Genomic DNA, 12,328 nt, shown 5'->3' with positions numbered 1-12,328 from the left:
CATGAGTTCGGTGACCTTCTTTGGCGCGTTCATATTCGCGGTGAGTGGCGGTGTTGCGACGTTCTTCGCTCCATGTGCGTTTCCTCTCCTGCCGGGATATGTCGGGTATTTTCTCAGCCACACCGATACTGATCGGTCAACCGGCGTCGTCTTGCCTGCGTTGTTCGCTGCTGGGAGCGCCCTTGTTACTCTCGTTGTTGTCGGTAGTGTCGGATTTGCGCTAGGACGAGCAGTGCTCGAACGCTTGCCGCTGTTCGAGCCGCTTGTTGGCGCTGCGCTTGTCGTATTCGGTGTTTTGATGCTTATGGATCGTACCCCTGATCTTCGGATCCCGCTTCCCGAACGCTCTGGATCTGTGGTCGGGTTCGGGCTGTTCGGAGCGGGGTACGCTGCTGCTGCGGCCGGATGTGTCGTACCAATCCTTCTTGGTGTCCTCACACAAGCGCTAACGTTTCCACCCGTGCAGGCTGGACTCATTTTCGGTGGATACGCGCTTGCTGTATCGCTTCCGCTCGTTGGAGTGACACTGCTTGCCGCCGTGGGCAACGATGCGTGGCACTACAGTCGCTATACCGAACACCTTCAGACAATTGCAACAGTGCTTATGATCCTCGCTGGCATCGGACAGTTGTATCTCTCGGTGATCGTTCTCGATGTAGCACATATTTAGACGAGCTGTACGTGACACCTGTTCGTCATTGTGCTGAGGAGACGAATTTCGATGTGCGATAGCATGCGTATCGAACGAATCTCAAACAGTTAGGATAGAACGCACCGAGTCACGTCCGAGACGACAACTCGCGGGATCCTCAATTGCTTGCCGGGATCCGATTCCGGATTCACCGTCTTTGCACTCATACGTTCCTGAGCGGCGCACGCACGATTTTCCATGAGTGTCCCAAGACGGCCTCTTGTCCGGTCACGAGTCGTGTATGCTCACACGCATATGTTCTATTGACCGTTCCTCTCGGCCAATCGTCTCGCTGACGGAGAGTCTGTTCTTCAGTGAACGACGGGCCACGATGATGCCGCCAACCAAGCCCCACGAGGGATCGATGGCCGATGTGAATGGAGGGCCGAAGCGGAGATGCGGGGACCAGTATCGATCCAATCGCACGGGTAATCGGTAGACCACGAATCGACGGACAGTGTCGGAGGGGTGTTTGCTGTCCCTGTCGATTCAATGACCAACTGTGACATCATCAACTGAATAGATGCGTGATTATACATTCAACTTTATCACACTACCTAATTTTATACGCTTTATATCGATATCTTTCATAGTATGGACACAATAGATACTATCGGAGCTACTATAACGGATGGAAGTAGCTCGGAAATCGTGTGGTTTGGGTCTGTTACTCAGAAACAACTGATTGGTACTCGGTTGTCTCTGGGATAATTCACTCAGATGAAGTAGAGACAGCTCGTCTCTCCGATATCGTTCACGCTCTCTGGGGGTCGGACCAACTCAATCACCGACGAACACGTTGTGCCGTCGCGCTCAATGCGGTCGGAAGAGAAAATATACAATAATTGACCGTTTGTCCAAACTGCCCAATTTCACCAGATAGATGGTGGTCTATGGATAAATGATGTCATTTTATCAATTAAAGTAAGATTATAGTTTGTGCCGGAACGCACGCAGTGCATTTTGCCCGGTTGGTGTGAGCGTGACCTGTTTCTGTCGACCGACTTTTTGTACTTCAACATACCCGTTTTCTTCGAGTGGGTCGATGATATTCGCGTTGAGTAGCGCGAATTTCGCTTTGTCGTTTGCTGGTTGATTATCCGAAATAAACGAGAGCTCTTCGTTTTCAGCGTACTCAATAATATCTTTTTTCTTTGGAGTATAGATGTCAGTTGTTGAGGAGTCAAGGAAGTCCATCGCTGCGACCTGATCGGCAGTTGGTGATTCGATGGGATAGGACGGGAGCACTTCATCGTCTACGTAACCGTAGCTTTGGCGCTCATTCCGATCTGCGTGGGCGTATCCTTCCGGATGAACATAATACGCGGTCGCATCAGTTGCCATACAGGCGATGGTTGCGCCGACCGCCGAAAGCTTTGATCCACTGGCGACGTTCACGCGAACGATGTCATCGCTGTGCTCTGAGACAACCGTCGTGACGATCCCCAGTACGTCGTAGATGTCGAGTAGATTGACTGTTCGAGAACGAACCTCGATCCCTTCATCCGCGAGTACGCCTTTTAGTTTTTCGTGGTAGTCTGGCTTCGTCTCGGACGATTCGTCGTGTTCGAGGAGATAGATGATGTCGATATCGTACCGCCGCGCTGGCCCGAGAATACGATCGTACTCGTATCCCAACGGCGCGATGTGTACCTCATCGATAGGATTCATGATATGGGTAAAACCACACGAGATGTTAAATCCTACCTGTTATCGTTCTGTCTATGGATGAGAGAGTTCGTATCCGATCCGACTGCACTTCATCTGTTATCACCGTAAATATCCAAAGCTACAGCATATTGTCTGCCTTGTTTTATTTTTTCTATTTCATGATATGCTTCTGAGTTTTTCGAGCATTTTATCCAGTTCGAGTTCAGTCGTTGCCAGTGAGTAGCCGTCTACGTTGGCAAGCGCGGATGCGTGTTCCCAGAGATCATCGCCGTTCAGTCCATGGAGAACGACGGCAGTCGGTGTGGGTGTAACGACGCGAAGAGCGACGAGCGGCGATTCTCCTCGTGTAACGTCGGTAAACACGAGCGCTCGGTTCGTCGACTGACCATAGAGTCGATAGAACTCCTCGCTTGAGAGGCGAGTAATTGCTTCGATAGAGTTGATAACCGTGTGTCCGGCAATCGAATGCTGCCTTCCGGACACTATCTCCTGTCCATTGATGGCACTGTGGAACCGTTCAATCGAGACCGGTGTCGAATACTCTTGTAGGTCGTGCACGACATCGCTCTCGAATCCAGCAGAGAGCACCCGTGTATACTGTCGAACGTGCTCACCGCCGCGTGTCTCATCGACATCGAGTAATGCTTCGATAATACGCCGGACAACGGCAATTCCGGGGCTTTGTCGCCGTCCACTTTCGTAATCTGAAACGACGGACGGAGACACGTCCAGTTGCTCTGCGAGCGTGGTCTGAGAGATATCAAAATCGTCGCGCCACTTCCGGAGGGTTGCTCCGGGATCATCGCTGAGCACGACCTCTCCGGACATCCGCCGCGCTAGGTCCTCGCGCGAATTCGGCATGGTGAATCCGAGCAACGAGCCGGGCAAAAGGGTGACGACCGACGGAGCACAGAATGAAATAAAACGATGTGATTGGATTGAGGCGGGATCGGGGGTGTTTTCATCCAAACGTGCGTAGTTCGTCTGTGAGCGTCCCTATCACGACCGGTTGCCCACCAATCGACACTCTGCTTGGCGGTGGATTCGACCGCGGCACGGTAACACAGCTGTACGGTCCACCGGCTTCGGGAAAGACGAACCTCGCGCTCGCGGCAACCGTCGAGACGGTCGCCGAAGGTGGAAGTGTCCTCTATATCGATACAGAGGGGCTGTCAATCGATCGTTTCGAACAGATGGCACAGTCACGTCTCACGGACGAGAGAGATGCTGAAAGTGGGAGCAAAGGTGACACTCCGAACGAAACCGATGCAGATCTCGACGAGCTCGCTTCGAGGGTCATCACTAGCGAAGCCCTCGATTTCCAAGAACAGGAGGAAGCGGTCAGAGACGCATCGGAGGTTGCCACGACGGTCGATCTCGTGGTGCTCGACAGCGCGACTGGTTTCTACCGATTAGAGCGTGCAGAGCGTGATGAAGGCGACGCGCTCCGGGCGGTTACCCGTCAGGTTACGCATCTTCTTTCGCTCGCACGCCGGTACGAACTCGCAGTGATCGTTACCAATCAGGTCTTCACCGATCCCGATACGGAACAGGCACGCCCGCTCGGTGGTCACACTCTCATGCACTGGTCGGGCACTGTTCTCCGCCTCGAACGGTTCCGTGCCGGAAACCGGCGGGCAACCCTCGAAAAGCATCGGTCGAAAGCCACTGGTGAAAACGCCCGATTCCGAATCACTGAAGAGGGGCTGGTTGCCGTCGAGAAACTGTGAGTATCACTGTTGGTCTCCACATTACTGTCGATATACCATATTCATCTATTGCAACTCGGGGCTGACCGGTAGCGCATACTCCACAGTAGCTATTGAATCTGGGCAAACGGCTACATTCTCACGGCTATTTTTCTGCTTCTAGTTTCGTTCCGTCTCGCGGACAGTATCCGTATGCGGTATTTTTTGTCTGAAATCCACAGGACGGACAGTAATAGAGCGGCTCTTCTGACTTTGATCCTCGGAATAAAAACGGGACGAATGGCACGAACAGGAAAAACACGAAGCTGTCGAAATACCACCAGAGAAGAACACTGATGAGAAGGCTTCCGATGAGTCCGACCACCGCAATTGCCGTTCGAGAGCCAGTCATGTTTCTCATTGCATATGCGATCGACGAAGAAAAACTAGTTGCGAATGCGTTCCTGATCTCACAATTCACGTCGCTCAATCGATAATCAATGAACGCCTTCATCCGTGGCTGTGTTCACTCTCGTGTCTCTATCTACATCTATTCCGATAACCACACACCGATGAAATTTATCATCCGCCAGTAACTGTTTAACCACACGACGGGTGTAGGAGAGTGTGATTGTCGTTGCCACCACGGACTTCGAAATATATCACGGCGTGGTGAACGAGCTCCGAGATCGGGGGGTGCAGTTCACCACGCGCGAGCCCGACGAAGCCATCCCAGACACAGCCGAGTTGCTCATCACTGGTTCCGATGACGAAATTTCTCCGTCTCAGATTGGCATTGAGGTTGTTCAAATCGACGCGGACGATCCTCGATCGGCTGTCGAGAGAGCCCTCGCACTGCTTCGTGGCGATGGTAGAACAGTCATCGGAATTGATCCCGGTGATCGACCGGGGATTGCTGTTTTCTCGGGAGAGACGATCGTGGCTGCATTTCACGTTCCCATTGCCGATGCTGCCGATACGATCCGAGACGAGATTGAAGGAGCGGTTGATCCTATTGTCCGTATCGGTGACGGTGCACGCTTGAAGGGAGCGCGCATCATCGACGAACTTCCCGACGTCCCTGTCGAACTCGTCGATGAAACGGGAACGACACCGTATCTCGGAACCGGCGCGCGCGGGATGGGCGACGTACTCGCCGCTGTCAACATCGCTCGAATAGAAGGCGAACACATCGAAAGCCGAGACATCGAACCGACGACCGGCGAAATCCGGATGATCAAAGAACGATCCCGTAAGCAAAGCGGTGGTGACCGCACGATCGATGAAGACCTCGCGCGACGGGTCGCACTCGGCGACCTAAGCGTCGAAGAAGCACTCGAAGAGCACCGAAAATAATCTTGCTGTTGCTATTTTGTCTCGACGACACCAATCCTCATAGCCAACGAACGATATTTACAGAATTATGTGCGTGAAAGTAATTATCCAAAGCCGAGTGCCGTAGCATTAACTTGATCAAATTCGAATGAATATCTATGGATCTGCCCGTTAACGGCGTTTCGGAACTCGTCCTCGAAGTAGAAGAGATGGACCGAGCGGTCGAGTTTTGGTCAGAAACACTCGGATTTCCAATTCTCGAACAGTGGAACGATCCAGAGGCCGATGTGACTGATGAGGGCACCGTCTGGGCGACATGGCTATACGTTGGTGGCAACACCCGACTCGGACTCTGGCTCCCCCGAGATTTCACTACATCCGACCTGAAACAGAAAGAACAACCCGTCTCGTCGTGGCCAGCGACTGCTCTCTACGACGAAGGTGGCGAACACGTGCACTTCGCTCTTGATGTGGACGACGCTGATTTCGAAACCGCCCGCGAGCAAATCGAACAGTCGGGTCTCTCGACGACAGTACGTGAGCGTGAACATATCCCTTCCCGATCATTGTACTTCAAGGACACCGAAGACAACATCATCGAACTCTACACACGTTCTATAAAGGACACATACCAGATAGACACAACCGGCTGAGAAAAGACAGCGACGACGTCTATTGGTCGATTGCGTTTTCTGCCCGGCGCAGTATCTCTCGTGTCGGTCGTCCTGTCTTGGCTGCTACTACCGCGGCATCGTCGTACTCTGCACTCACATCGTACACGTTGTCGTCTGTGTCCCGCGCGAGCTTAACCCGCACATCATACGAGTCGCCATCGATTTTCAGCGACACCGTCTCGAACTCTCGCTGAGCGATAAAGCGGTGTTCGACACTCGTTTTACGAATGCCGAGTGTGCCCGTCTCTTCGGCCAGTCGTTGAGCGACCCGTTGTGCGTCCTCAGGCTTGACAATGACCTTTACGAGGTGACCGGGTCGAGATTTTTTCATCGTCACTGGAAGGATCGAGACATCTCTTGCACCAGCCTCCGTCAGGGTGTCGTGAAGCCCACCAAGTACTTCGGGCGTGACGTCGTCGAGATTTGTTTCGAGCACCTGAATGTCGTCTCGAACCAATCCTCCGCGCGATTGTCCGACGATCGACCGGAGGACGTTTGGATGCTCTGGGAAATCGTAGCCTCCGGCACCGTAACCCGATCGATCGATACGGAGTGTTGGGAGCGTTTCGTTTCCGTCCGCAAAGTAAGCGAGAATGGCTGCGCCCGTGGGCGTAAGTAGCTCGGCCCCAACAGGACCGCCTCGAACTTCCCACTCGGCCTCAGCAGCGATGTTAGTCACCGCCGGTGTGGGAACGGGATACGTTCCGTGACTCATCGAAGCCTCTCCTCCGCCCGTCGCAAGCGGCGTCGTGACGATCTGGTCCACCCCAAGATCATCGAACAATAGACACGCACCGACAACGTCAGCAATGGCATCGTCTGCCCCGACCTCGTGAAAATGTGTTTCATCGAGGGCAGTGCCGTGAACTGAGGCCTCTGCCTCTCCCAGGAGACGAAAAACTGCCTTCGCATCCTGCTCGATGGCTGCTGGAAGTTCCATCGATTCGACTATCTCGAGAACTTCGGTGTACGATCGAAGCGGTCCACTCCCTTCGGCATGGTCGTGGGAATGGTCGTGGTCGTGACTGTGGTCGTGAGAATGGTCGTGGTCGTGACTGTGGTCGTGAGAATGATCGTGGTCGTGGCTGTGGTCGTGAGAATGATCGTGGTCGTGGCTGTGGTCGTGAGAATGATCTGAATTATTTACGTCGGTGAGCCGGACGACGACACGGGTTGCGCTGATACCGTTTTTCATCTCGGTGTCCACATCGTAGTCGACATCGAGTGTGTCCACCACGGGAGCGAGTGCATCGGTTGTGGCTCCGGCGGCGAGTAACGCCCCGAGAATCATATCTCCGCTCGCACCCATTCGTCCGTCGAACGCCAGCGTCTTCATATTCGGAGATCGGGTGGCGGTGCGAAAAACCGTGTCGCCATCGATCAGTGTATAGCTGGTATCCAACCGTACCGCCGCGTTCCAACTGTATAATAGATGGTACTAAACACTCTTTAAAAAGTACAATCGAAGGGAATGGAGTAGAGCAGAGCCGTATCTGATTGGGTTATATCAAACCATTACCATTTCCATATGGTGATCTTCGGTTCTGTCAGAAAGAGATGGGCAGATCAGACTGTGGATGGCTGAATCAAGATACGATGAGTTGACTCAGGGTGTGATGAGTTAGATCAGATTATGTACATCAACACAGGTGTGTGTCATCCTGACATACTCGAATTCATATGAATTCGACGCGATCAAATCGTCTGACGCGAGCAAAAGGGCTATCACCCAGGGGTGCCGATTTCTACTAACCACGCAGTACCATGAATGAAGTCCAATTGGAGGTGGCAAAGGCGTACCCGAATGATTCGGGGCGTGGGATCGCTCGTCTCGACCCGGACACGCTTCTTCACTTGAAGCTCAGCCCGGGCGATATTATCGAAATAGAGGGCAGTGACACGACTGCGGCCAAGGTATGGCGTGCCGACCGGCAGGATTGGAACACAGATACAGTACGTATCGATGGGTTCACTCGTCAGAATGCGGACGTAGGCATCGGTGAACGCGTCAAAATCAGGAAAGCGGAGGCAAAGAAAGCAGAGAAATTGGTGCTTGCACCACCGGAGGAAGCGAGTGTACAGTTTGGCAGTGACGCAGCCGGGATGGTGAAACGGCAGATTCTGAAGCGTCCGGTCGCGCAGCGCGACATCGTCCCAGTGATGTCGAGCACGAATCATCCATTCATGCGATCGCCAGGGCAGGCGATTCCGCTCATTGCGGTCGAAACTGACCCGGAAGATGTCGTGCTCATCACCGAGGACACGGACGTCGAACTCCGTGAAGAGCCGATCTCGGGATTCGAGAGCCGAGGCGCTGGCATCACCTACGAAGACATTGGCGGCCTCAAAAACGAAATTCAGCGCGTCCGTGAGATGGTCGAGCTGCCAATGAAGCACCCGCAGATCTTCAAGAAGCTCGGTATCGAGCCGCCACAGGGTGTTCTCTTGCACGGACCACCAGGTACCGGAAAGACGCTGCTTGCAAAGGCAGTCGCAAACGAGACAAGCGCGAGTTTCTTCTCCATTGCCGGTCCGGAGATCATCTCGAAATACTACGGCGAATCCGAGCAACAACTGCGCGAAATCTTCGAGGATGCGAGTGAGGAGTCCCCGGCTATCATCTTCATTGATGAACTCGACTCCATCGCACCGAAGCGAGAGGACGTAACCGGCGAAGTCGAACGACGCGTCGTCGCTCAGTTGCTGACGATGATGGACGGCCTCGAATCGCGTGGGCAAGTCATCGTCATCGGCGCGACCAACCGCGTCGACAGCGTTGATCCTGCACTGCGGCGTCCCGGCCGCTTTGACAGGGAAATCGAAATTGGCGTTCCCGACGAGACGGGCCGCGAGGAGATCTTACAGATCCACACGCGGGGGATGCCGCTCTCTGATGACGTGAATCTCGGGAGGCTCGCGGACGAAACCCACGGATTCGTCGGTGCTGACATCGAATCGCTGACGAAAGAAGCAGCGATGAAGGCACTCCGGCGGTATCTACCAGAGATCGACCTCGATGAGGAAGACATCCCGCCGAGCCTCATCGATCGGATGATCATCAAACGTGGTGACTTCCGTGGTGCGCTGAACGAAGTCGACCCGAGCGCGATGCGCGAGGTCCTCGTCGAACTTCCGAAAGTTACGTGGGATGACGTAGGCGGTTTGAACGAGCCGAAAGGGCAAGTCCAAGAGTCAATTGAGTGGCCGATGAACAGCCCGGAACGGTTCGAACGTCTCGGAATCACGCCTCCCTCGGGCGTCCTTCTGTATGGTCCACCGGGGACCGGAAAGACGCTCATGGCCAAGGCAGTGGCCAACGAGACGAACGCCAACTTCATCAGTGTTCGCGGGCCACAACTGCTCTCGAAGTGGGTTGGTGAATCCGAGAAAGCCATCCGGCAGACGTTCCGCAAGGGACGGCAGGTCTCTCCCACGGTCATCTTCTTCGACGAGCTCGACAGCCTCGCTCCCAACCGGGGCGGTGACGTGGGGAGCAACGTCTCCGAACGCGTGGTCAATCAGCTACTGACCGAACTGGATGGGTTGGAGGAGATGGAGAACGTGATGGTCATCGGTGCAACGAACCGCCCGGACATGATCGATCCCGCACTCATCCGCTCTGGACGGTTCGATCGACTCGTCTACATCGGCGAACCCGAACTTGAGGGCCGCAAACAGATCTTCCAAATCCACACTGCGGACACGCCACTCGCACCCGATGTGAGCCTTCGTGAGCTCGCAGAGCTGACGAACGGCTACGTCGGGAGTGATATCCAGAGCATCTGCCGGGAGTCCGCCATCGAAGCACTCCGTGACGATCCGGAGAACGAAGAGGTGGAGATGCGCCACTTCCGTCAAGCGATGGAAGCGGTCCGTCCGACCATCACCGACGAAATTCGGAGCTACTACGAACAGATCGAAGACCGCTTCCGCGGTGGCCGGGATATGGTCGAGCAACAACAAGGCGGACGCATCGGATTCCAGTAGAAATCGGAGAGCGAGCCCCCCACTCTCGACAGGTCGAGCGATTCTATTTATTCACTTGCTGATTTATTTAGCACACCTATTATCGCCAGCCGTTCCAGAAGTTCTCATTTAATCGCTGTTCAATCACTTTCAAACGACGGACACCTCGTGGACGCAGTAAAGCACGCTCTGATTCCACAGGTGATTTTTCGCGTTCACTCAAGCGCAGCAAGTGAGTGTGGGGCGTCCCAGCGACGGCGACCGTCTCGCCGAGTTGTGCTCAAAGCACACCTGAATAGAAAAAGGTGGATTTCAGTAAATCAGCTCGTCGCTATTGTCGACCATGTACAGCGTTCGCGCGGCGATATTTACGGCGTGGTCGCCAACCCGCTCTAAATCACGAATTGTGAGCAAAAGCCGCGAAACATCCTGCATGAGATTCTCGACATCCGTGTCGTCATTGAGAGAATCGAACTCGGTTTCGATGAGGTCCCGAACAACGGTACCACTCGCGCGCTCGCACAGATCGTCGAGATCGTCGTCTCGGTCAGCAATTTCATAACAGGCTGATGTGTCTTCGGCCGCGTAGGCCGTCATGGCCTCATCGACCATCACGAGCGTTAGATCACCGATTGCTTGAATATCGACCTCGGGATATACGTCGCTTTCAGCGTTGAGTGCGTAATCACCGAGATTGGTTGCGAGATCGGCAATGCGTTCGAGGTCGGTGATGATCTTGAACGAGGACGCGATAAATCGAAGATCACCTGCCACGGGTTGCTGGAGTGCAAAGAGATCGATACAGCTCTGTTCGAGCTCTAAATACATCTCGTTGATCTCCTCGTCTCCCTCGATCACCATCCACGCGAGATCGTCGTCTTTCTGTTCGAGTGCGTCGAGACCGCGCCGGAGGCTCTCGGTCACCACTTCACTCATGTACAACACGTCCTCTCGAAGCTGATCGAGTTGCTCCTGATATCCCTCACGTGCCATGGGAGATCTCGTAACGCTGGAACCATATATCTCTGGGATATGAATTCAAATATATGCCTCTTCAGAAATAAATTCACGAGTATAGTTGACAATGTATACAACAATATTCTATTGACTGTGAGGGAGTGAGGCGTACAGAGAGATATTAATCACGATCAATTGAGAGGGTTATATCCGCTACACCAAATACAGTTCTGCAGGATTTCATTCCCATTATTGACGAGAGAGTATTTAAGACACCGTATATTGCTCGCAGGTATATAGCGATAGATTGATTTATTGTTCTGCATGCGTCATGGTATATATGGAAACGCGAAAGGTGCAGGTAACTGGTGGGTCGACGTACACCGTTTCGCTTCCGAAATCGTGGGCAACAGACAACGGTGTCGAGGCAGGGAGCGTTGTCGAGTTCTACCCGGAAGACGACTCGTTGTTATTGATGCCGCGAGGCGATCGAGAACGGACAGAGGGACAGCTCGATATTACAGACCTCGATGGATCGGAGTTGATGCGGACAGTAGTGACAATGTATGTGAGTGGGTTCGACGTTATCACACTCACATCCTCTCGGATCACAGCTGCCCAGCGGCGAGCAATCAGACAGTCATCGCAGCGACTCGTTGGTCTCGAAGTGATCGGCGAAACGAGTGAGAAAGTGTCGCTTCAGGATCTTCTCGATTCTTCGGAACTATCTATTGTAAATGCCATCACGCGGATGCGTCTCGTCTCGCTCAGTATGCTTTCCGACGCTGTCACGGCCCTCGTCGAAAACGACACCGACCTGGCGGCGGATGTTATCGAGCGCGACGACGACGTCGATCGACTTTGGTATATGGTTTCGCGGGTATTCCGGTCAGTGCTTCGAGATCCGAGTGCTGCGACCGAAGTCGGGCTTCCACGGGAGACGTGCTTCGATTACCATTCGAGCGCGCGACAGCTTGAGCGTGTCGCAGATCACGCGACGAAGATCGCAGAACTCGCACTCGAGCTCGGCGAGATCTCGGACGAAGTCGCGGAGGGACTTCTAGAGCTCCGGTCAGAGGCCTCCAACGCCGTCGAGATGTCGATGGAGGCCGTGCTTGACGACGATCCGGAAGAAGCGACGAGACTAGGGAATGAGGCCCGCGAGCACGTTCGTGATATGGATTCACTGGCACGAGATGTCGACGGAGACATCCGCGAACTCGATCCACAACAGGCCCAGCCGCTTGGGCTCATCGTCGACTCGCTCTCGCGCAGCGCCGACTACGGAGGCAACATCGCCGAAACGGCGCTTCAGAACGCTGCGCCGAAACCGTAACGTCTGAAAA

At 54.0% G+C, this 12,328-nt stretch carries 11 protein-coding genes; 6 read left to right on the top strand and 5 right to left on the bottom strand.

What is annotated here, in order from left to right; genetic code table 11:
* The first annotated feature begins 1 nt into the window (after window position 1).
* On the top strand, window positions 2-670 hold the full coding sequence (locus MW898_RS09490) for a cytochrome c biogenesis CcdA family protein (protein WP_248906619.1): 669 nt from the start codon (window positions 2-4) through the stop codon (window positions 668-670).
* A gap of 951 nt (window positions 671-1,621) precedes the next feature.
* On the opposite strand, the gene MW898_RS09485 is transcribed toward MW898_RS09490, so the two are convergent.
* On the bottom strand, window positions 1,622-2,362 hold the full coding sequence (locus MW898_RS09485; RefSeq protein WP_248906617.1) for an HFX_2341 family transcriptional regulator domain-containing protein: 741 nt from the start codon (window positions 2,360-2,362) through the stop codon (window positions 1,622-1,624).
* Window positions 2,363-2,518: 156 nt separating this feature from the next.
* On the bottom strand, window positions 2,519-3,223 hold the full coding sequence (locus MW898_RS09480) for a helix-turn-helix domain-containing protein (RefSeq protein WP_248906615.1): 705 nt from the start codon (window positions 3,221-3,223) through the stop codon (window positions 2,519-2,521).
* 125 nt (window positions 3,224-3,348) lie between these two features.
* Between MW898_RS09480 and radB the strand changes: the two genes are divergently transcribed.
* Complete coding sequence (gene radB, locus MW898_RS09475; protein ID WP_248906613.1) at window positions 3,349-4,092, top strand: DNA repair and recombination protein RadB; 744 nt, start codon at window positions 3,349-3,351, stop codon at window positions 4,090-4,092.
* Between the two features lie 124 nt (window positions 4,093-4,216).
* Here the strand turns inward: radB and MW898_RS09470 are convergent, their stop codons facing one another.
* Complete coding sequence (locus tag MW898_RS09470; RefSeq protein WP_248906611.1) at window positions 4,217-4,462, bottom strand: hypothetical protein; 246 nt, start codon at window positions 4,460-4,462, stop codon at window positions 4,217-4,219.
* Window positions 4,463-4,677: 215 nt separating this feature from the next.
* Here MW898_RS09470 and MW898_RS09465 point away from each other — a divergent pair, with 215 nt between their 5' ends.
* Both MW898_RS09465 and MW898_RS09460 read left to right on the top strand, forming a co-directional pair.
* A complete protein-coding gene (locus MW898_RS09465; RefSeq protein ID WP_248906609.1) occupies window positions 4,678-5,406 on the top strand; it encodes a RuvC family protein in 729 nt (242 codons plus the stop codon).
* A 137-nt stretch (window positions 5,407-5,543) separates the two neighbouring features.
* Window positions 5,544-6,038, top strand: coding sequence for a VOC family protein (locus MW898_RS09460; protein ID WP_248906607.1), 495 nt, complete (start codon window positions 5,544-5,546; stop codon window positions 6,036-6,038).
* 19 nt (window positions 6,039-6,057) lie between these two features.
* On the opposite strand, the gene larC is transcribed toward MW898_RS09460, so the two are convergent.
* Window positions 6,058-7,395, bottom strand: coding sequence for a nickel pincer cofactor biosynthesis protein LarC (gene larC, locus MW898_RS09455; RefSeq protein WP_248906605.1), 1,338 nt, complete (start codon window positions 7,393-7,395; stop codon window positions 6,058-6,060).
* A 428-nt stretch (window positions 7,396-7,823) separates the two neighbouring features.
* Here larC and MW898_RS09450 point away from each other — a divergent pair, with 428 nt between their 5' ends.
* Window positions 7,824-10,046 carry a CDC48 family AAA ATPase gene (locus tag MW898_RS09450; RefSeq protein ID WP_248906603.1) on the top strand — a complete coding sequence of 741 codons (2,223 nt, stop codon included), beginning with the start codon at window positions 7,824-7,826 and terminating at the stop codon, window positions 10,044-10,046.
* Between the two features lie 291 nt (window positions 10,047-10,337).
* Here the strand turns inward: MW898_RS09450 and phoU are convergent, their stop codons facing one another.
* Complete coding sequence (phoU, locus tag MW898_RS09445; RefSeq protein ID WP_248906601.1) at window positions 10,338-11,018, bottom strand: phosphate signaling complex protein PhoU; 681 nt, start codon at window positions 11,016-11,018, stop codon at window positions 10,338-10,340.
* A 304-nt stretch (window positions 11,019-11,322) separates the two neighbouring features.
* Between phoU and MW898_RS09440 the strand changes: the two genes are divergently transcribed.
* Window positions 11,323-12,318: a phosphate signaling complex PhoU family protein gene (locus tag MW898_RS09440; protein WP_248906600.1), complete on the top strand. Its 996-nt coding sequence runs from the start codon at window positions 11,323-11,325 to the stop codon at window positions 12,316-12,318.
* Window positions 12,319-12,328: the final 10 nt, after the last annotated feature.

Source organism: Halocatena marina (assembly GCF_023276375.1).
GTDB classification, from domain to species: domain Archaea; phylum Halobacteriota; class Halobacteria; order Halobacteriales; family Haloarculaceae; genus Halocatena; species Halocatena marina.
This window is presented reverse-complemented; position numbering and strand designations above follow the sequence as displayed.

Excerpts from the sequence above, each read along its gene's own strand:
- MW898_RS09490 (WP_248906619.1), top strand. The coding sequence starts at position 2 with ATGAGTTCGGTGACCTTCTTTGGCGCGTTCATATTCGCGGTGAGTGGC.
- MW898_RS09485 (WP_248906617.1), bottom strand. The coding sequence starts at position 2,362 with ATGAATCCTATCGATGAGGTACACATCGCGCCGTTGGGATACGAGTAC.
- MW898_RS09480 (WP_248906615.1), bottom strand. The coding sequence starts at position 3,223 with ATGCCGAATTCGCGCGAGGACCTAGCGCGGCGGATGTCCGGAGAGGTC.
- MW898_RS09470 (WP_248906611.1), bottom strand. The coding sequence starts at position 4,462 with ATGACTGGCTCTCGAACGGCAATTGCGGTGGTCGGACTCATCGGAAGC.
- MW898_RS09460 (WP_248906607.1), top strand. The coding sequence starts at position 5,544 with ATGGATCTGCCCGTTAACGGCGTTTCGGAACTCGTCCTCGAAGTAGAA.
- larC (WP_248906605.1), bottom strand. The coding sequence starts at position 7,395 with ATGAAGACGCTGGCGTTCGACGGACGAATGGGTGCGAGCGGAGATATG.
- MW898_RS09450 (WP_248906603.1), top strand. The coding sequence starts at position 7,824 with ATGAATGAAGTCCAATTGGAGGTGGCAAAGGCGTACCCGAATGATTCG.
- phoU (WP_248906601.1), bottom strand. The coding sequence starts at position 11,018 with ATGGCACGTGAGGGATATCAGGAGCAACTCGATCAGCTTCGAGAGGAC.
- MW898_RS09440 (WP_248906600.1), top strand. The coding sequence starts at position 11,323 with ATGGAAACGCGAAAGGTGCAGGTAACTGGTGGGTCGACGTACACCGTT.